General features: G+C 65.7%; 18 protein-coding genes. 9 read left to right on the top strand and 9 right to left on the bottom strand.

From position 1 onward, the window contains the following. Nucleotide 1 precedes the first annotated feature (1 nt). Nucleotides 2-763 carry a TSUP family transporter gene (locus PSA7680_RS06555; RefSeq protein ID WP_085867872.1) on the top strand — a complete coding sequence of 254 codons (762 nt, stop codon included), beginning with the start codon at nucleotides 2-4 and terminating at the stop codon, nucleotides 761-763. 2 nt (nucleotides 764-765) lie between these two features. Here PSA7680_RS06555 and PSA7680_RS06550 read toward each other — a convergent pair whose 3' ends face one another. Next, nucleotides 766-1,767 carry an asparaginase gene (locus tag PSA7680_RS06550; RefSeq protein ID WP_085867871.1) on the bottom strand — a complete coding sequence of 334 codons (1,002 nt, stop codon included), beginning with the start codon at nucleotides 1,765-1,767 and terminating at the stop codon, nucleotides 766-768. Between the two features lie 172 nt (nucleotides 1,768-1,939). On the opposite strand from PSA7680_RS06550, the gene PSA7680_RS06545 reads away from it, so the two are divergent. The 3 genes from PSA7680_RS06545 to rlmN all read left to right on the top strand — a co-directional run bounded on the left by PSA7680_RS06545 (nucleotide 1,940) and on the right by rlmN (nucleotide 4,849). Then, nucleotides 1,940-2,476: an invasion associated locus B family protein gene (locus PSA7680_RS06545; RefSeq protein WP_085867869.1), complete on the top strand. Its 537-nt coding sequence runs from the start codon at nucleotides 1,940-1,942 to the stop codon at nucleotides 2,474-2,476. 93 nt (nucleotides 2,477-2,569) lie between these two features. After that, complete coding sequence (locus tag PSA7680_RS06540; protein ID WP_176244089.1) at nucleotides 2,570-3,586, top strand: Hint domain-containing protein; 1,017 nt, start codon at nucleotides 2,570-2,572, stop codon at nucleotides 3,584-3,586. A 72-nt stretch (nucleotides 3,587-3,658) separates the two neighbouring features. After that, nucleotides 3,659-4,849, top strand: a complete 1,191-nt coding sequence (gene rlmN / locus PSA7680_RS06535; RefSeq protein WP_085867867.1) for a dual-specificity RNA methyltransferase RlmN — start codon at nucleotides 3,659-3,661, stop codon at nucleotides 4,847-4,849. 90 nt (nucleotides 4,850-4,939) lie between these two features. Here the strand turns inward: rlmN and PSA7680_RS06530 are convergent, their stop codons facing one another. The 4 genes from PSA7680_RS06530 to PSA7680_RS06515 all read right to left on the bottom strand — a co-directional run bounded on the left by PSA7680_RS06530 (nucleotide 4,940) and on the right by PSA7680_RS06515 (nucleotide 9,780). Continuing rightward, the gene (locus PSA7680_RS06530) at nucleotides 4,940-6,064 is read right to left on the bottom strand and encodes an alanine racemase (protein WP_085867866.1); all 1,125 of its coding nucleotides are present in this window, start codon (nucleotides 6,062-6,064) and stop codon (nucleotides 4,940-4,942) included. Next, entirely contained in the window at nucleotides 6,061-7,350 is a 1,290-nt protein-coding gene (locus PSA7680_RS06525) for a D-arabinono-1,4-lactone oxidase (protein WP_085867865.1), read from the bottom strand. Before PSA7680_RS06525 ends, PSA7680_RS06530 begins: the two co-directional genes overlap by 4 nt. A gap of 92 nt (nucleotides 7,351-7,442) precedes the next feature. Continuing rightward, a complete protein-coding gene (locus PSA7680_RS06520; protein WP_085867864.1) occupies nucleotides 7,443-8,261 on the bottom strand; it encodes an LOG family protein in 819 nt (272 codons plus the stop codon). Between the two features lie 64 nt (nucleotides 8,262-8,325). Continuing rightward, nucleotides 8,326-9,780, bottom strand: coding sequence for a M20 family peptidase (locus PSA7680_RS06515; protein ID WP_085867863.1), 1,455 nt, complete (start codon nucleotides 9,778-9,780; stop codon nucleotides 8,326-8,328). Nucleotides 9,781-9,921: 141 nt separating this feature from the next. On the opposite strand from PSA7680_RS06515, the gene dapD reads away from it, so the two are divergent. Beyond that, nucleotides 9,922-10,749 (top strand): 2,3,4,5-tetrahydropyridine-2,6-dicarboxylate N-succinyltransferase, encoded by an 828-nt coding sequence (gene dapD / locus PSA7680_RS06510; RefSeq protein WP_085867862.1) that lies wholly within the window; start codon nucleotides 9,922-9,924, stop codon nucleotides 10,747-10,749. Nucleotides 10,750-10,897: 148 nt separating this feature from the next. Here the strand turns inward: dapD and PSA7680_RS06505 are convergent, their stop codons facing one another. Then, nucleotides 10,898-12,517, bottom strand: coding sequence for a choice-of-anchor L domain-containing protein (locus PSA7680_RS06505; protein ID WP_085867861.1), 1,620 nt, complete (start codon nucleotides 12,515-12,517; stop codon nucleotides 10,898-10,900). Nucleotides 12,518-12,721: 204 nt separating this feature from the next. Between PSA7680_RS06505 and PSA7680_RS06500 the strand changes: the two genes are divergently transcribed. Beyond that, nucleotides 12,722-13,072 carry a DUF8846 family protein gene (locus PSA7680_RS06500; RefSeq protein ID WP_085867860.1) on the top strand — a complete coding sequence of 117 codons (351 nt, stop codon included), beginning with the start codon at nucleotides 12,722-12,724 and terminating at the stop codon, nucleotides 13,070-13,072. Between the two features lie 7 nt (nucleotides 13,073-13,079). Here the strand turns inward: PSA7680_RS06500 and PSA7680_RS06495 are convergent, their stop codons facing one another. The 3 genes from PSA7680_RS06495 to PSA7680_RS06485 all read right to left on the bottom strand — a co-directional run bounded on the left by PSA7680_RS06495 (nucleotide 13,080) and on the right by PSA7680_RS06485 (nucleotide 16,864). Continuing rightward, nucleotides 13,080-14,135 (bottom strand): transporter substrate-binding domain-containing protein, encoded by a 1,056-nt coding sequence (locus PSA7680_RS06495; RefSeq protein WP_085867859.1) that lies wholly within the window; start codon nucleotides 14,133-14,135, stop codon nucleotides 13,080-13,082. A 37-nt stretch (nucleotides 14,136-14,172) separates the two neighbouring features. Then, a complete protein-coding gene (locus PSA7680_RS06490) occupies nucleotides 14,173-15,231 on the bottom strand; it encodes a Hint domain-containing protein (protein WP_085867858.1) in 1,059 nt (352 codons plus the stop codon). 70 nt (nucleotides 15,232-15,301) lie between these two features. After that, nucleotides 15,302-16,864 (bottom strand): Hint domain-containing protein, encoded by a 1,563-nt coding sequence (locus PSA7680_RS06485; protein WP_245824491.1) that lies wholly within the window; start codon nucleotides 16,862-16,864, stop codon nucleotides 15,302-15,304. A 299-nt stretch (nucleotides 16,865-17,163) separates the two neighbouring features. Between PSA7680_RS06485 and dapE the strand changes: the two genes are divergently transcribed. The 3 genes from dapE to PSA7680_RS06470 are packed head-to-tail and all read left to right on the top strand — an operon-like array spanning nucleotide 17,164 to nucleotide 19,330. Beyond that, nucleotides 17,164-18,312: a succinyl-diaminopimelate desuccinylase gene (dapE, locus tag PSA7680_RS06480; RefSeq protein WP_085867856.1), complete on the top strand. Its 1,149-nt coding sequence runs from the start codon at nucleotides 17,164-17,166 to the stop codon at nucleotides 18,310-18,312. Next, on the top strand, nucleotides 18,309-18,734 hold the full coding sequence (locus PSA7680_RS06475; RefSeq protein WP_085867855.1) for a GNAT family N-acetyltransferase: 426 nt from the start codon (nucleotides 18,309-18,311) through the stop codon (nucleotides 18,732-18,734). Before dapE ends, PSA7680_RS06475 begins: the two co-directional genes overlap by 4 nt. Nucleotides 18,735-18,766: 32 nt before the next feature. Beyond that, nucleotides 18,767-19,330, top strand: a complete 564-nt coding sequence (locus tag PSA7680_RS06470; RefSeq protein WP_139838573.1) for a TIGR04282 family arsenosugar biosynthesis glycosyltransferase — start codon at nucleotides 18,767-18,769, stop codon at nucleotides 19,328-19,330. The last annotated feature ends 13 nt before the right edge of the window (nucleotides 19,331-19,343 follow it).

Genomic DNA, 19,343 nt, shown 5'->3' with positions numbered 1-19,343 from the left:
GATGTTCGAGGTGAGCGCCGAGATCCTGATCCTCCTGCTCGGCGCGGCGTTCTTCGCGGGGTTTCTCGATTCCATCGCCGGCGGCGGCGGGCTGATCGCTCTTCCTGCTTTGATGCTGGCCGGAGCGCCGCCCGTCACGGCGCTTGCCACCAACAAGCTTCAGGGCATGTTCGGCACCGCCACGGCGGCCTGGGCCTATGCCGCCGGGGGGCACGTCAGCCTGCGGCGGCAGGCCCTGCCGGCCGCCATCGCCTTCACCGCCTCGATGATCGGCGCACTCGTCGTGAGCTGGATCCCGACGCAATGGATCCGCTACACGTTGCCCTTCCTGATGATCGCAATAGCCCTCTATTTCGCGCTCAAGAAAGGGCTGGACGATACCGACCGGCACGAGCGGCTTTCTCCGATGGTCTTCAGCCTCACGATGGTGCCGCTTCTGGCCTTCTACGACGGCGTGCTCGGACCCGGCACCGGCAGCTTCTTCATGCTGGCCTTCGTGACCCTCGGCGGCGCCGGGGTGCTCAAGGCGACGGCACGCACCAAGCTGCTGAACTTCGCCTCGAACGCAGGAGCCATCTTCGTTTTCGCCTTCGTGGCCACGCCCTGGTGGGCCACCGGGCTGGCGATGGGGGGCGCCCAGATCGCGGGCGCGCGGGTTGGCTCCCGCCTGGCGCAGAAAAAGGGCGCGCGGCTGATCAAGCCGCTTCTGGTGCTGTCCTCCTCCGCCCTTGCCCTGCGCCTGATGTGGGATTGGTTCCAGTAGGCTCAGGCCAGCAGCGCCGCCGCCGGCTTGATGACGCCGGCCTCAAGACCCCGGCGGCTCAGCACCGCCGCGTTCATCCGCTTGCGCGTGGCCGGGTGAGCGGCGTCCAGCACGCCCAGCTTCACCAGAATCGCCGCGATCGCGCATTCGGACGCGCGGGTGGCGCCATCGACGATCTTGAGTGCCACACCTAGACCCTGTTCCGGCAGAATCGCGGTGAAAACCGCCTCCGCGCCGGTCTTGATCGCCACCTTGCCGCCCATCGCGCGCATCAACTCGGTGCAGGCCCGGCCCTCGCCGGCCACCAGTTCCGGATAGGTGACCATCGCCTCGCGCAGGGCCGCGGCCGCACGCTCGCGCGCGCTCGCTGCGTCAGGCTGTGCCTTCGCGAAGAATGCCATCGCCCGTGCCAGCCCGTGGACCGTGGTGGCGAAGTTCGGCGCCGAACACCCATCAATGCCGTAGCCCGGCGTATCCAGCCCCGTCACCTCGGAGAAGACCGTGCGAATCTCCTGCTGAAGAGGGTGATCGATCTCGGTGTATTCCGGCCCCCACCCCATATGCTTGCCGAAGGTCAGGAAACCGGCGTGCTTTCCGGAACAGTTGTTGTGCACCTGGCAGGGCTCGGCATGTGAGCGGATGAGCGCGAATTTCGCTTCCTTGTCGTCCGGCACCTGGGTGCCGCAGCGCAGATCCGCGTCCGTCATTCCGAGGTCCGACAGCCAACGGTTGACCCGATCGGTGTGGATCGCCGCCCCGTTGTGCGACGCGCAGGAAAGCGCCAGGTGCTCCTGCGTAAGCCCGAAGGCCCCGGCCGCCCCGCTTTCGACCAGCGGCAGCGCCTGGATCATCTTGCAGGAGGAGCGCGGAAAGATCAGCTGCTCCGGATCGCCCCAGGCCGCGACGATCCGGCCGGAGGCGTCGCACACCACCGCATGGCCGCGGTGGACGGATTCAAGGAAGGGGCCGCGCCAGAGCTCCACCATTTCAACCGGATCCGCCATTGCATTCTCCCTTCACCCTTGCGCGATTTTCCGCCAACAGGCCTTTCATCGCAGGCCGATTTCAAGCTATTGTCCGCGCAATCGGGTAAAGAATGCGCCACCCTTTGAAAAGCCAAAACAGGCAGCGGGCGGGCGCAGGCATGAGGCAATACCAGCTGGAGGCAGCAAAATCATGAAATCGATCGTTGCTCGTGGATTTGGCGCGATGGTGCTGGTGTGTTTCGCCGCGGGCGCGAACGCACAGGAAACCGCGGAATCCACCAACCGCGTGGCCGCGAAAACGGACTGGAGCGTTTTCGTCGAGGATGATCCCACCGAATGCTGGGCCGTCTCCAGCCCAAAGAAGACCGTGAACACGAAGGATGGCCGCGTGGTCGCCGTGCGCCGCAGCGACATCCTGCTGTTCGTCACCTACCGCCCCGGCGCCGGCGTGGAAGGCGAAGTCTCCTTCACCGGCGGCTACCCCTTCGCCACGGGCTCGACCGTGTCCGTCGAGATCGGCGACTCCAAGTTCGATTTCCTCACGCAGGGCGAGAACGCCTGGCCCAGCTCCCCCGAGCAGGACAAGGCGATCATCGCGGCGATGAAACGGGGCGCGGAAGCAAAGGTTGTCGGGCGCTCCTCCCGCGGCACCCGCACCGAGGACACTTTCTCGCTGCTCGGCTTCACGGCTGCACTCGAAGAAGCCGCAAAACGGTGCGGCGGATAACATCTTCGCCCAAAATTTTGCCACGATTTCCGGCTAGCGTCTCTGCAACATCAGAAGGTGCACAGCGCACCCATGGAACGAGTGCAGAGCAGCATGGCAGACCCTTTTCTCTCCGAGATCCGCTACGCGGGGCCGGCAACCGGCGATTTTGTTGAAGTAGCCGTGGATCCCGACAGCCTGAAGGCCGGGATCCAGCTCATCGTGTATCACCCGAACGGAACCATGCGCGGCATCTACGCGCTCGGCCCGATCACGGCGCATGTCTGCGGCTACGATCTGCATGTCGTCCGGACGAACGGCATCTCGCGGGAAGGCGCCGTGGCGCTGACCCACGGTGGCGTTCTCGCCAGCTTCCTGTCGTTCGAACGCTCGGTGACCGCGGTGGAAGGCCCCGCGATCGGGCGAAGCTCCCGCCGCGTCGGCGTCGTCGATGCCACCGGCGAAACTCTCGTTTCCGGCGATGGCCGCGCCTACCGCGTGCACGCCGGCGAGGGCAGTTCGCTCGTGCCCGGCTTTCTCGAAGGCACCGTGGTAAAGACGCCCTACGGACCCCGGCCGGTGGAAGAGCTGCGCAGCGGGGATGTCCTGATGACGGAGGAAGGCCTGCACATCCTGCGCTGGGTCGGTCGCCGCACGTTGACGGCCGCCTACGCGGTGGCGCACAACCTGATGCCGATCAGGATCCCGGCCCATGCCTTCGAAACCAACACGCCGATGCATGATCTCTACGTGTCGCCGAACCAGAGGCTCTGCTTCGGCAATGCGCGGTTCCCGGCCTTCTTCGATCGGGAACAGGTGCTTGTTCCGGCCGAACAGCTCGTGGGCTGGAAAGGGGTCCGCCCGGCGAGGCGCCTGAACAGGATCACCTACATCCAACTGCTGTTCGACACCCCCTGCACCGTCTCGGCCAACGGCTTCATGGCGGAGTGCTTCCACCCGGCCTCGCGCGCGGCGGTGCATCTTTCGCGCCCGGCAAGGCGCGAGCTGCTGTTGCGCTTCCCGGATCTGATCTCCCCCAGCGAGGAGCACGCACCGGCAGAGACCCCCTCCCTGCGCCGCCACGAAACCCGCCTCGCCCTGAGGCTGATGGAACTGCCCGACGCCGCCTGATCTTTGCGGGCCATTCCGTTTTGCGACAGAATGGTGTAACAGCCCCCTTCGATTCCTCGAAAGGCACGTATCATGACGGCGACGGCACCGATCACGCAGGACGTTCTGACACTCCCCCGCAAGCTTGACGGCAGCGGGAAGAAAAACCTCGTGGGGCTGACCCGCGAGCAGCTGCGCGAAACCCTGATCGAAGCCGGCACGCCCGAGAAGCAGGCGAAGATGCGGGTCGGGCAGGTCTGGCAGTGGATCTACCAGAAAGGCGTGCAGGAGTTCAGCGAGATGACGAATCTCGCCAAGCCCTACCGCGCCATGCTGGAAGAGAACTTCGTCATTGCCCGCCCCGAACTGGTGCGCAAGCTCGTCAGCGAAGACGGCACGCGCAAGTATCTCGTGCGGATCGCCGGCGGCCACGAGGTGGAAATCGTCTACATTCCCGAGGAAGATCGCGGCACGCTCTGCGTGTCCTCGCAGGTCGGCTGCACGCTCACCTGCTCCTTCTGCCACACCGGCACCCAGAAACTGGTGCGCAATCTGACCGCCGGCGAGATCGTCGGCCAGGTGCTGCTCGTCCGTGACGACCTCGGCGAATGGCCCGAGCCCGGGCGCAACCCGAAGAACGAAACGCGGCTTCTGTCCAACATCGTGCTGATGGGCATGGGCGAACCGCTCTACAATTTCGAAAACGTGCGCGACGCGATGAAGATCGCGATGGATCCGGAGGGCATCTCGCTCTCCCGCCGCCGCATCACCCTTTCGACCTCCGGCGTGGTGCCCGAGATCGCCCGCACCGCCGAGGAGATCGGCTGCCAGCTCGCGATCAGCTTCCACGCCACCACCGACGAAGTGCGCGACGTTCTGGTGCCGATCAACAAACGCTGGAACATCGAACAGCTGATGCAGGCGCTGGCCAGCTATCCGAAGGCCTCGAACTCCGAGCGGATCACCTTCGAATACGTGATGCTGAAGGACGTGAACGATTCCGACGAGGACGCGCACCGGCTGATCAAGCTGATCAAGGATTACAACGTTCCGGCCAAGATCAACCTGATCCCCTTCAACGAATGGCCCGGCGCGCCCTACCAGCGCTCGTCCAACAACCGGATCCGCGCCTTCGCCAACATCATCTACCAGGCCGGCTATGCCACGCCGATCCGCACCCCGCGCGGCGAGGACATCATGGCTGCCTGCGGCCAGCTGAAGAGCGAAACCGAGCGCGCCCGCAAGAGCCGCAAGCAGATCGAAAGCGAAGCCGGGCTGGGATAAAAACAGCTTGGGCGGTACGCCCGAGCCGCGCCCGACCCTCCCCCCGGGAGGGCGCATTCTGCACCCACCCAGGGCCGGGCGCGCCTCTCGTTACAAGATCGGAAACGGCTGCTCGCTACCTGTGATCCGCACTCCGTCAAACAGCCAAAGCTCCGGGAAATGCTGGATCACGGCCTCCGATTGCGTGGGCCGCAGCACCACCGTCTCCGGCGTCCCCGCGCGATAGGTGAAGCCCTGCTGGTTGGACGACGGCCCGAAGAACGGGCTCTGCTTCAACCCCTCGGGCCAGACCGGCGCGGCCATCCATTTGCCGCCGTAGAGGAAGGCAATCTTCGGGGCGATCACCCCGCATCGGCGCAGCACTTCGGACAGCCGGGGATGGCCGGGCAGCCCGTGTGGGTGCCTCTTCAGAACCGGGCTGACGATCCACAAAGCAGGCTCTATTTGGGCGTTTTTGGGCTGATCGAAGTCCGACGGCTTCACGATCAGCGACCCGACGGTCAGGTCATTTGCCGGGCCGCCCTCAGGCAGCTCGAGCACCGTGGTCGAACCACCGGTGTTGATGATCTCCGCCGCACCTTCAGGCAGGATGCGCTTGAACTGCGCAAGCCTCTCCCGCGCAGCGCGCGCCGCCTTTTCGCCCCGGCCCAGAAGCCCCGGCAGGGCATTGACATGGGCTTCGTATCCCATCAGGCCCACGGGCTTGAGGGGGTCGCAGGCCCGAAGCGCGGAGGCAAGATCCTCGGGCGCCGGCAGCCCGCCCCGGCCAAGGCCGATATCCACCTCGAAGGCAATGCGCATCGCCTGCCCACGCTGCTCGGCCAAGGCGCGATACTCGGCCAGCGTCGAGAGCGAATCCACCAGCCAGGTGAGTTGCCCGGCCCGCGGCTCTTGCTTCAGGAAACGGGCCGCTTCGGCCACCGGCATCGGCTTGCCCATCAGAACCTGCGTATTCGGAAACCGCCCGAGCACGGCGCGGGTGATCGGCAGGTGGAAGGACATCACCGCCTGCGTATCCAACCCGTTGAAGCCTGCCTGCAGCAGGTAGGGCGCGGGCAGCGATTTGTCGGCCAGCCGCACGGCGTAGCCCTTGGGCAGCCCCTTGCGCAACGTGGCAAGGTTGCGGTTCATGCGTGCGGTATCCAGAACGAGCGCCGGCCGAAAGATACCTGCCTCCTTCATCGCCCGCGCGATGGCTTCGAAGTAGCAGCTCACTGCCCCAGCAACTCCCGCATGTAGGGCGTCAGGAACAGGCCCTTCGGATCCAGTTCGCGCCGCGCGGCTATCGCCTCGTCCCACTTGGGATAGAGCTTCCGGAGCTGTCCGGCTTTCAGGCCATGCATCTTGCCCCAATGCGGGCGGCCCTCATAATCGGCAAAAATCGTCTCTATCTCGGCCAGAAGTGCCCCGAATGGCCGGCCGGCCTCGTGATGAACGGCGATGGAGACCGTGGGGCGCTCGAAGAACGGGGACAGCCAGAGATCGTCCGGCGCCACCGTGCGCACCTCCATCGGGAAATAGACATCGCGGAAGTTGCGCTCCACCCGTTCGATCACCCGCTTCAGGGCTTCGGGGGCGGCCTCGGCAGGCAGGTGATACTCGCTTTCGTTGAAGCGAATGCCGTCCCTGTCCGTGGGGAAGGCCTTGTGCCAATCCTCGACGAAGTGTTCCTTCACATGGCCTTTCAGAGCCAAACCCAGCGCAAACCGGCGCAGGCGCGGCGCTGCGCGCGTGAGTTTCGCTGCCAGCCGAAGCTGCCGCAGCCCCTCCTGGTCCCTGTCGGGCGGGCGGGCGACCAGATCGCCCTCCGTTTCCCGGCTTTCCATCACCAGCGCCTGGCCGGACCCGGTGATGTAGTAGAATTCCACGTTGCGCGCCGCGGCCATGCGCGCCTCGAAATCCGCCAGCATGTCGCCGATCGGCAGCGCGTATCGGCTGCGTTCCAGCCGGTAGGGGGCGACCGTCCGGATCACCGCCTCCGTCACCACGCCCCCGGTGCCGATCCCCACGGCCATCGCCTTGAACAGTTCGGGCTCCTCGGCCCGGCTGATCATGCGCCGGTTTCCCATGCCATCGATCAGCGTCAGCGCCTCAAGCATAGAAGGGTAGCAGCCGAATGCGGCACCGGTGCCATGGGTGGCGGTGCCCAGCGCGCCACCGACCGTCTGATCGTCGATGTCTCCCATGTTGGCGAGCGCATGGCCCATGGCGTGCAGCCGTTCCGTCAGCGCGCCGAGCGTGATCCCGGCCCCGACGCGAACGTGCCTGGCGCCATCATCGCCATCTGCCAGCGGCTCGACATGATCGAACCCCGCGAGGCGCAACAGGGTGCCACCGGGGACCGCCGCAACGGGTGAAAAGGAATGGCCCGAGCCGACAGGGCGGACCGGAACGGCGGCGGAGCGGATCGCCGCCGCGAGCGCCGCCTCGTCCGCCACATCGAGGATCTGCGCCGGTTGCGCGACCACCCCGCCTGACCAGTTCGACCAATGATGTGCCATGTCTGCCCTCCCTCAGCCTGAGCGGAAGGATGGGCGAAAAGCGGCGTGGCGGTAAATCGAAATCACCGCGCGACGTTGCGGCAGGCGGGATCTCAGCCCTGCCCCCAGCCCTCCATCACTTCGATCGCCTCCTCGGCCGTATCCACGAAACGGAACAGATCCAGATCTTCGGCCGAAATCGTGCCGGCATCCGCCAGCGCCTCCCAATTGACGATGGTCTTCCAGAAGTCCGTGCCGAATAGGAGGATCGGGATCGGCTCCATCCGCCGCGTCTGGATCAGCGTCAGGCTTTCAAACAGCTCGTCCAGAGTGCCGAAGCCGCCGGGAAACACCGCGATGGCCTTCGCGCGCATCAGGAAATGCATCTTGCGGATCGCGAAGTAGTGGAAGTTGAAGCTCAGTTCCGGCGTGACGTAGGGGTTCGGCGCCTGTTCGTGCGGCAGCACGATGTTGAGCCCGATCGAGGCGCCGCCGGCGTCATCGGCGCCTCGGTTGCCCGCCTCCATCACGCCCGGCCCGCCGCCGGTGACGACGACATACTCCTTGCCGTAGGTCGCAAGCGATTTCTCCGTCACGCGGCGCGCGAACTCGCGGGCCTCGTCGTAGTAGGCCGAAAGCTCCGCCAGGGTTTTCGTGCGCGCCGTATCCTTCTTGGCCGGCTCGGGGATGCGGGCACCGCCGAACATCACGACGGTCGAGATGATCCCGCGCTCGTCCAGAAGCATCTGCGGTTTGAGAAGCTCAAGTTGCAGCCGAACCGGGCGCAGTTCCTCGCGGCACATGAAATCCGTGTCCGCATAGGCGAGCCGGTAGGCGGGCGAGCGGGTCTGCGGGGTGTCGGGAAGATGTTTGGCCGTTTCCGCATCCTGATGGGAATCGCGAAACGGATGGGCGCGGGGCTCGTCTTTCATGGGTAATTCCTTGTTCGCTACCCGATCAGGCTACCCCGCTTCGCTGCACGGCAGCAAGACGCCTTCACGCCCCTTCCATCACGATCCTGTAGAACTGCACGGCCTTTTCGAGGTTTTCCAGCGACACACGCTCGTTGACGCCGTGGATGCGCGGCAGATCATGCGGCTCGAACACGAAGGGGTTAATGCGATAGCTGTCCTCGGCAACGGCCTGGTAATGCGCGCTGTCGGTGGCGGCCACGGTCAGGCCCGGAACAACCGCCACATCCCCGAAAACGGCTCTGAAACTGGCGGAAAGCAGGCCGAAGGCCTCCGATTGCGCCGAGGACACCGTGCTCGCACCGCGGGCGCCTTCCCTCGGGCGGATCTCGATGCGGGGATCGTCCACCACCGCTTGCACATAGGCCAGAACGCTCTCGACGGTATCGCGCGGGTGGATGCGGAAATTGACCGTGGCCACCGCCTCCTGCGGCAACACGTTCTCGGTATCGGAACCCGCCAGCATGGTGGGCGCAACCGTGGTGCGCAGCATCGCGTCCGTGCCTTCCGAGCCGCCGAGCTGGCTTTCGAGAACCGGGCGGAACAGCCATTGATTGGCGAACACCAGTTTCTCGGGAAAGCCGAAATGGGGGCCGAGCCCGTCGAAGAAATCGGCAGATACATCCGTCAGCCCACCCGGAAAGGGCTTCTCCTGCAACTTGGCGATCCCGGCCGCGAGGATGCCGACAGCGGTTTCACGCGGCGGCAGGGAGGAGTGCCCCCCGGCGGCGCTGGCCACGAGATCGACCGTCATGTAGCCCTTTTCGGCGACGTTGATCGAGGCCACGTCCTGTTTCAGCCCAGGCACCATGCCCCGAAGCACCATGGATCCCTCATCGAGGCTCCAGGCAAGGCGGACACCCTGCGCCTGCAGATGGGCCACCACGGCGGCAGCACCCATCCGGCCCCCTGTCTCCTCATCGTGGCCGAAGCTGAAGTAGAGGGTGCGTTCGGGCTGGAAGCCCTCTGCCGCCAGCCCCTCCGCCGCGGCCATCATGGCGAGGATCGCGCCCTTGTCGTCGAGCGTGCCGCGCCCCCAGACGAACCCGTCGGCGATCTCGCCGGCAAATGGCGGGTGCTCCCAGCCGGCCGGATCCGCGTCCCACGCGGGCACGACGTCGTAATGACCCGTCAGCAAAACCGGCGCGAGATCCGGGTTGCGCCCCTGCCAGCGGTAGAGCGGCGTGAGCCCGTTGATCAACTCGCGTTCCATCACTTCGTTGGCGCGGGGAAAGCTGCGCTCCAGCAGCGCGATGAAGGCTTCGAATTCGGCCCGATTCCGCTCCGCCGGCGCCACCGTCCTGAGCCGGACGGCCTCGGCGAGTTGGGCGGCCAGCCGCGTGCCGTCAACCGCGGTGGGGGTGGAGACCCTGGCCGCGGTGGCGACGGCCTCGGGCGCATAGCGCAACGTGTTGACGGCCAGAACGACGCCCAGCGCCAAAAGAGCTCCACCCAGCCCGATACCGATCCTGCGAATCATGTTTGATCTCCCCCCGATCCCGTTTTCCGCACAGTCCGCCCTATCGGCGGCAGGCAAAAGCCTGACCCTGCGTCGCGCTGCGGGGATTGCCCCAATGGGGGCAACCGCCTATAGCAGGCGCGCGACAATTGGAGGCCGTTCATGTCTAACGCACAGCTGGAAGCTGCCATCGAAGCCGCCTGGGAGGCGCGCGATACCATCACCCCCGCCACCACCGGCGAAACCCGCGAAGCCATCGAGGAAACGCTGAACGCGCTGGATTCGGGCACCCTGCGCGTGGCCGAGAAGCTGGAAAGCGGCGATTGGCACGTCAACCAATGGGCCAAGAAGGCCGTTCTGCTGGGCTTCCGCATCAAGGACATGGAAGAGCAACCCGGCGGCCCGCAGGGCTCCGGCTGGTGGGACAAGGTGGACAGCAAGTTCGCCGGCTGGGGCGCGGACCAGTGGAAGGCCGCCGGTTTCCGGGCCGTGCCCAACTGCGTGGTGCGCAAATCGGCCTACATCGCGCCGGGCGTCGTGCTGATGCCCTCCTTCGTGAACCTCGGCGCCTATGTCGATGAAGGCACCATGGTGGATACATGGGCCACGGTGGGCTCCTGCGCGCAGATCGGCAAGAACGTGCACCTCTCCGGCGGCGTCGGCATCGGTGGCGTGCTGGAGCCGATGCAGGCCGGCCCGACGATCATCGAGGACAACTGCTTCATCGGCGCCCGTTCCGAGGTCGTGGAAGGATGCATCGTGCGCGAAGGCTCGGTGCTGGGCATGGGCGTGTTCATCGGCAAATCCACCAAGATCGTGGATCGCGAAACCGGCGAAGTGATGTATGGCGAGGTGCCCCCCTATTCGGTGGTCGTCGCCGGTTCGATGCCGTCGAAGAACGGCGTGAACCTCTACTGCGCGGTGATCGTGAAGCGGGTGGACGAGCAGACCCGCTCCAAGACCGGCATCAACGAACTTCTGCGGGATTGATCCCGATGGCGGCGCCTTTTCGGCGCCGCTTGAAACACCCGGCCCTGGCGGCTCTTTCAATCCTCAGCCAAGCCGCGACGGAGCCCGATCCGGCGTCAACAGAGCCTGATTTTCGCGGCCACTTCACGAACGGAGCGGCCGGGGAACCTCAGTGCTGGTTGCCCTGCCGCCGTTCTTCGCGCCCCGCACCGCTCACCACATGCCGCGTCAGAAGCCGGGCCTCGTAGCTGCGCAGCGAAGCCCGCGCCGTGGGCCCGTAGCCATAGCCCGTGAGGCTGTCATGGCTGGGCATGAGCCGCAGGATTTCCGCGCGGGTCTCCGGATCGAACCCGTCCATGGTTTCACGGCCCGGGTGGTAGCTTTCGCTCTGCGCGCCATTCGCCCAGACGATTTCATGCCGGTCGAACAGCAGATGCACGTAGGTGATCTGCGCGTCGCTCTCCGCGATGTGGATGGAGGACCCGTTCACGAGGTGCTTGGCCTTCACCAGCACCTCCCGCTCCCCGAACAGCAGTTGCGCATCGGAGGAAACCACGAGCATCCGGTGGTTCGGGGAGACGGCAAGCCGCTCGTGCGAACCGAGGGCGCCGGCCTCGAAGACGACGGGCGCATCCTTGCCGCGCGCCACCCTGCGGGAGATGCCGACCCAGCGCACCGGTTGCGGCCCGTGATCGCGGGTCATCACGCGATCGCCGGGGCGCAGACGTTCGACCGGCACATCGCCCTCCACCGTCTTGATCAGGCTGCCGGCAACGAAGCAGGGCACCGTGGTGAGGCTCACGAAGGCGGTATCGGTGTTGCCGCCTTCGTCCGTGACTTCGTAGGAAAACTGGTTCGTGCCCTCGTCTCCGTCCGAAACGATGGTGATGGTGCCGTCAGCGTTGAGCGTGATTTTTTCGCCCGTCGGGAGCGTCACCTCCTGGCCGGCGACGACCGGGGTGCCGTTGATGGCGGTGATCGTGAGCGTGCCGGGCACCGTGGAAGAGTCATTCGCCAGCAGGTCCACGGTCTTGGGTTGCACGTTGTCGAGCTGGTAGGCGTCGTCACCGGCGACAAGCGCCGTCTGGATGCTGTCCCCCGCGATCAGGAGGTTGCTGTCATAGGCGGAATCGCCCCCGTCCGCGATGGCGATCTTGATCGTGTTCTGATCCCCGGCGTTCACGTTGGCCTTCAACGTGAGCGTGACGGTCAGCCCGTCCATCTCGGTGTTGACGGGATCGGAGCCGGCGGGGTTGTCGATGTAGAGGCTCTGGTTGCTCTGATCATTGATGTTGTTGATCGTGATGTCACCGTCGCCGACGGTGAGCTCGGCCTTCTGGCCGTTCACCCAGATCCCCACCGCATCGTTGAAGCCGGAATTCACGTATTCCAGATACTCCTCCGACGAGAAGACGACCTGCATTGTCAGAACATCGCCCTGCGGGATGAAGGTGGCTTCGAAGATCGCGGCATCGAACGTCTGGGCGCCGGCGATTTCGTTCAGATCCGCATCCCCGCCGAGGCCCCAGCTTGTGGTGGTGCCGCTCGAGGCATTGGCATCGCCGGAGCTGTTCGTCACGTCCGTCGCCCGGCCGGTGGACAGGATGACGCCGGTGTCCGACGGCGTGAGCAGGGGCGCCGTGGCGTCCCCCCCGGAGTAGATGCCGGAGGCGCCCTGCGCGCCCGTGTAGCTGGCGTCAACGATCTGGATGCCGGATCCGAACATGGCCTCGGCCATGGCATCGGCGGTGGCGTTCGTATCGATGTTCAGTTCAGAAGCGGTAACCACGGCGAAACCTCATTCACGCGTTAAAGGACACGCTAGAGGGCATACGCCTAACGAAGGCTAAAACGATCCGGGCTTCGGGATAGGGTTTTCCCGAAAGTATGAGTCAAATTCGTTCGGGTAGGGGCTGCCCTATCCATTCGGATCAATCCGGCCGGGCCGACTGCCCGGTTGACCCGCCCCGCGCCAGCCGATAGGGGCGAACGCATGAACACCGAGAAGAAACAGAAGAAGCCGTCCCGGCAGCAGGTCTTCACGCTCCTCGTGGAAGTGGGCCGCAAGGAGGGCGACGGCCTCCCGAAGGGCGCCACAGGCGCGGCGCTGGTGTGCTATGCCTCCGGCGTGGACGAAGCCGAGGCCGTGCGCGAAACCGTGGCGATCCTGAAGCAGGCCGATCTCGCGCCGCTGGAAATCAGCGGCTACGGCACGCTCGAAGAGCGCCTGGCCGAGGGCCACGACATCCCCGAGGAAGAACAGGCCCTGATGGCGCGGGCGCTGGAGGAAAACAGCGTGATCGTGGCACAAATGACGCCCTTCTACGACGAGGCCAGGGGCTGAGCGGGCCTCAGTTGACCCGGCCGAACCACTTGCGGCTGAGATCGTCGTAGGTGCCGTTTTCCTTGAGCCGCAGCAGGGCCTGGTTCACCGGCTCTGCCAGCGGGCTGTTTGTCGGGAAGGCGATGCCATAATCCTCCCGCAGGAACACGCTGCCCTTCAGTTCACCAAGTTTGCGCCCCCGGGTGTTCACGTAATAGGCCAGGATCGGCGCATCGAAGACGACGGCGTCGAGATCCCCCGCCTCGAAGGCGGCCAGCAGGCTCTCGAGATCCTCGTAGCCCTCGAACCGAATGTCGCGCCCGGCGAGGAACACGCTCGCGGTGGAGCCTGCCGTTGTGCCCACGAGTTTTCCCTCCAGATCCGAGATCGAGTTCACCGAGCTCTGGATCGCCTTCACCGTCATCACGGCGGTGATGTTGGCGACGAAGATGGAGACGATGAACAGAGACGAAACCACGAGGAAAACGCCGAAAATGCGCCCGAAGAAGGTGCGCGGCATCCGCTCTTCGAAGCCACCGTTCACGACGAGGTTCAGCGCCCACCAGAAGGAGGGAAAAAGCGCCTCCTTTGCGGGGCGGTCGAAATAGGGCTGCGCGCGGCGCTCGAACAGCCACATCAACATGCCGCCGCCGAGCAGCAGGCCGAAGGCCATGGCGACGGCGATCAGAAGGTCGCGTGACAGGATGGCGTTCCAGATCGAGAAATCCGCCTGCCCCGAGGCCGGCACCATCACCTGAAGGCCGGATTCGAAGATCGGCTGCGAGTAATCCATGATCATCTCGCGGCTGGCGGTGATCGAGATGTTGGCCACGGCGGCATCCACCTCGCCGCTCTGCACGAGGTCCAGCATCTCCTGGAATTCCTCGACGCGCACCACCTCGTAGCTCTGCTCCATCTCTTCCATGAGCGCGGCCCAGAGATCGAGGCTGAAACCGGTATCCACGCCGTTCTCCACCATGGAAAACGGTGGCCGCGTCACCGTGGCCACGCGCAGATCCTGCGCGGTGGCCTGCGTGGCGAGCGGAAGCAGCGCCAGCAACAAGATGCCCAGCAAGCGGATCATCCGAAGTCTCTCATCCCTCTTTGCCCAACCTGCCGCATCACGCGTTCAACGCGTTGCGCAGGGTCGGGGCCTCGTAGGCGCGCAACTGCGGGCGCGCGACGCGTGCGTGGCGTGGTAGTCGATCAGGGGCGAGGTCTGCAAGCAAAGTTGTGCGCAGCAGCGCCGGGTCATCGCAGAGATCGCCGATGAAGAGGCTTTCAAGCTCCAGCCCGCCGACGGAGATGATCTCATGGTTGTCGAGCAGGAGCTGGTAGTAGGTGACCATGCGCGCGGCACCCTCTTCCATTGCCGCACGGCCGTCCACCAGATGGCGGGCCTCGACGAACATCTCCTCCTCGCCGAACAGGTATTCGACGGAAGCGCCCTCGACGAGCACTCTTTGATCCGGGCCGAGCAGAAGGTCGCGCGTCAGCCCGAAGAAGGGCGCGCACAGCCGGACGGGGCGGAAGCCGCCGACGGCCGGCACCCTGCGCTTCACCACCCAGCGCACCGGCTGCAGCCCGTTGTCACGCGTCTGCACCAGATCGCCCGGCCTCAGGCTTTCGATCGGGCGCGGGCCGGTCTCGGTCAGAACGGGCGCGCCCTCAGCGATCGAGGCCGGAAGGCCCACCGGCTCCATCTCCGAGGAAATCCCGGCAAAGGCCACCTCGGAATCAAGCTCGATCCCCCCTGAACGGGCAGCCGGGCCGGCCAGCACCCGCGCCGGAATCGCCAGCGGGCCGCGGTATTCTGCCTGCGACAACCAGCCGTCCAGCAGGTTCTCGACCGTCAACACGCCAAGCCCTTCCTCGAGGCACCAGGAATAGGTGATGCGCAGCGCGCGGTGGGACAGCGCCGTGCCGCTCTTCGCGGCCATGATCCGGGTGTCGCGCCCCTGCGATAGCTCCAGCCGGACGGCGCCGTGCGGATCCACGGTGAGCAGCAGGGCGAACCCGCCGTCCCTGCTGCGGGCCTTCAGTGCGGTAAACGCATCCGAGCGCGACGCGCAGAGCGCCAGTTCGACCACGAGGCTTCCGCGGGCGTCCATAGCTTCGGGCGCCGCTCCGCTGCTGCGGAAGGCCTGCGCGCCGGCATCGATCAGGGCTCGCCATGTCATTCTTGTTCTTCCGCCTTCATTCCGACGCCCACGCACGCGGGCATCACCCCATTCCCCGTTCCGGCCGCCCCTAGGCCGCCCACCGCCGGGACATCAGCACCGCCGCCTCGAATTTCCTGAGCGTGCGCCGCGCGGACGCGCCGTAGCCCGCACCCGTTTCCGGATCGATCTCCGGGAAGATCGAGGCCAGTTCGGCAACGATGTCTTCTTCGAAACTGTCCATCGTCTGAGGCCCGGGCAGGAAGCTTTCCGTCGCCAGCCCCTCCGAATAGATCACCTGGTGTTCGTCGAAGAGGATATGGACGTATTCCACCTCCCCGCCCTCGACGATGCGGATCGATCTGTCGTTCACCAGATCCTTCGCCGCCACGAGCACCTCGCGCTCGCCGAACAGAAGCTCCGCCAGCGTATCGCGCAGCAGGATCCGGTGCTGGGGAGAAACCTTGAGCTCGCCGTGATTGCCGAACGCCCCGGCCCTGATGACGACGGGCGCGTGTTTCCCGCAGGCCGGCACCCGGCGCCGACCGATCCATCGCACCGGCTGCGGGCCGTTGTCATGGGCTTCCACCAGGTCGCCCGGGCAGAGCGTTTCCACCGGCACGTCGCCGTCGGGTGTCCGGATCCGCGTCCCGGCCACGAAACAGGGAACGGTGTTGATGGTGACGAAGCCCGTGTCGGTGACCCCGTCGTCATTCTCGATCCCGTAGGTGAAGTTGACCGGCTCCACGTCGCCGTCGGTTTCCACGGTGAACGTGCCGTCGGCATTGAGCCAGACGCGCTGGCCCGTCGCAAGCAGCACGGAGTCGCCGGCGTTCACTTGTATTCCGTTGATATGGGTGATCCGGATCACCCCGGTGCCGCCGTTGATGTCATTGCCCAGAACGTCGATCGTCTTGGAGCTGTTGACCCCCATCGTCTCGGTGTCGGAGGTCGCGATCAGGGCGGATTGGAGACTGTTTCCGGCGATCAGAAGGTTGGAGTCGTAGCGGTTGTCGCCCACGTCCGCGATCCCGATGCGGATGGAGTTCACGCCCTCCGTATCCACCGGCATCGTCAGGGTGAGTGTCACCGTGAAGCCGTCCATCTCCGTGTTGTAGTCATCGTTGGTGTTGTCGACGTAGAGGTTGAAGTTGTTCTGCTCGTTGACGTTGCCGATGTTCGTCTGGCCGTTGCCCACCTCAAGCGGCACCTGCGCACCGTTGATCCAGACCCCCACGATGTCGTTGTAGATGGAGTTGACGTATTCGGGATATTCCTCGGACGAGAAGACGAACTGCATGGTGAGCAGATCGTTGTCGGAGGTGAAATCGATGTCGATGAAGGCGGCGTCGTAGGTGCTGGTGCCGGCGATGGCGTTGAAACCCGCCTCGTTGTTCGGCCCGCGTGACCCGGACGTCGTGGACCCGGAATCGTTCGGGTTGGAATCCAGCCCGATGAACTGGTTCACCTGCCCCGTGGAAAGGATCACCCCGGTATCGGAGGGCGCCACGCCCGGTGCGAGGCTGTCGGCATCGGAGTAGATACCCGAAGCCCGGTTGTCCCCCGTGTAGCTGGCCCCGACGATCTGCACGCCGTCGCCGAGGATCGCCTGCGCCATCTGCTCCGCAGTGGCGCTGTTGTTTATCGTGACCATGCCTGCCCCTTGCCTCATGCGGGGCAGCGCAAACGCTGCTCGTGGCACGCTTTGCGATGCGCGCTCTCTTGCTTCTCGTTCACTGCGTGGCGCCGGAGTTTTTGCCCGTGCTGCCTGCGCTTGCCCTGCCTCAGGTCTCTTTGTGCGATGATAGCAGCATAAATCCCTTTCGTAGTTAAGAAAAAACTAATCGCCTTCCGCACGCGTCAGGCAGGATTGGTGCAGCCGGGTCACATATTCGCGCGTTGCGAATGCGGGGGAGAGCCATTATCCCCGTTGCGCGAAGAAGGAGAAGCCCCATGCAAGAGCCTGTCGATCCGGTCGCCCTGACCGCCGATCTGATCCGTTGCCCCTCCGTGACGCCCGAGGAAGGCGGCGCGCTCCGGCTGCTGCAGGCGCTTCTGGAAAGCGCCGGCTTTGACTGCCGGCGCGTGGATCGCGGCGGCATCGCCAATCTCTTTGCCCGCTGGGGGGCGAAGGGCCACGCAAGAACCTTCGGATTCAACGGCCACACCGACGTGGTGCCGGTGGGGGATCTCGCCTCCTGGACGGCGGACCCGTTCGGCGCGGAGATCCGCGACGGGCAGCTGTGGGGCCGGGGTGCGACCGACATGAAATCCGGCGTTGCCGCCTTCGCCGCCGCGGCCGTCGATTTCGTGCGGCAGACCCCGCCCGACGGCGCCGTGATCCTCGCCATCACCGGCGACGAGGAGGGTGACGCGCAGCACGGCACGCTGGCGCTGCTGGACTGGATGGCCGCGAACGGTGAAGCCATGAGCGCCTGCCTCGTGGGCGAGCCGACCTGCCCGAACGAGATGGGCGAGATGATGAAGATCGGCCGCCGCGGCAGCATGACGGCCTATTTCACCGCCACCGGCATCCAGGGCCATTCCGCCTACCCCCACAGGGCGAAGAACCCGGTTCCGGCGCTGGCGCGGCTGGTGGACAGGCTGGCCACACACGAGCTTGACCGCGGCACCGCCCATTTCGACCCCTCCACCCTGGCGGTCACCACCTTCGACACCGGGAACCCGGCCAACAACGTGATCCCCGCGGAGTGCCGCGCCACCGTCAACATCCGCTTCAACGACGCGCATTCCTCGGAATCGCTCACCGCGTGGCTGCGCAGCGAGGCCGATGCCGTGCAGGCCGCCACCGGCGTGGAGATCGCCATGCGGGTTCAGGTTTCGGGGGAAAGCTTCCTGACCCCCCCCGGCCCGCTCTCCTCGCTCGTGGCGGCCGCCGTCGAAGCCGAAACCGGCCGGGTGCCCGAGATGTCCACCTCGGGCGGGACATCGGATGCGCGCTTCGTCAAGGATCACTGCCCCGTCGTCGAGTTCGGCCTCGTCGGCAAGACGATGCACCAGGTGGACGAGCGCGTTCCCGTGGCGCAAATCACCGCGCTGAAATCGATCTATTCGCGCATACTCAGAGACTATTTCGCATGAGTTACACCATCACCCGCACAGACGACATCGACGCCTGCCTGGCCCTGCGCCGGGCCGTCTTCATCGACGAACAGAATGTCCCTGAAGACATCGAGATGGACGATCTGGACGACGTGGCCGTGCACCTGCTCGCCACGGACGAGACCGGCGCGCCGGCAGGCACCGCCCGGCTGCTCTTCGCCGGGGAAACTGGCAAGATTGGCCGCGTCTGCGTGCTGAAGGAGCACCGCGGCACCGGGCTCGGGGCGGATCTGATCCGGCATTCCGTCGAGATCCTGAAGGCGACCGATGGCCTGACCCGTGCGAAACTGGGGGCGCAGGCCCATGCCGTGGGCTTCTACGAGAAGCTGGGCTTCTCCGTCTGCGGGCCGGAATACATGGACGCCGGCATCCCCCATTACGACATGGACATGCCGCTGTGATCCCAGCGGTGCGCCGACCGCGCCTCGTGGTGATGGTGAAGGAGCCCCGCCCGGGCCGGGTCAAGACGCGGCTGGGCCGGGATCTCGGCATGGTGGGCGCGGCCTGGTGGTTCCGCCACCAGCTTTCGCGCCTTCTGCGCCGGCTCGAAGATCCGCGCTGGGATCTCGTGCTCGCGGTGGCACCCGACGCAGAGGGGCTCAGGAGCCGCGTCTGGCCGCACCACCTGCCGCGCGTGCCGCAAGGGGGCGGCGATCTGGGCGATCGCATGGGCCGCCTGTTCCGCGGCCTGCCGCCGGGTCCTGTCGTGATCATCGGCGGGGACATACCAGGAATTGCACCCGCGCATGTCGCCAAGGCCTTCGAGGCGCTCGGCCGCCACGAGGCCGTCCTCGGCCCGGCGCCCGATGGCGGCTATTGGTTGATTGGCCTGAAACGCACGTTTGCGCCGAAACAGAGCCTGTTTTCGGGGGTGCGCTGGTCAACGGAGCACGCGCTTCAGGATACGCTGGCATCGCTGGGCACAGGCCGTGTCGCCTTAGTGGACACGCTCGAGGACGTGGATACGCTTGCCGATCTCGAACGCATATCTGCATGACGCGCCGCGGCGC

The organism is Pseudoruegeria aquimaris, assembly GCF_900172235.1.
GTDB classification, from domain to species: domain Bacteria; phylum Pseudomonadota; class Alphaproteobacteria; order Rhodobacterales; family Rhodobacteraceae; genus Pseudoruegeria; species Pseudoruegeria aquimaris.
This window is presented reverse-complemented; position numbering and strand designations above follow the sequence as displayed.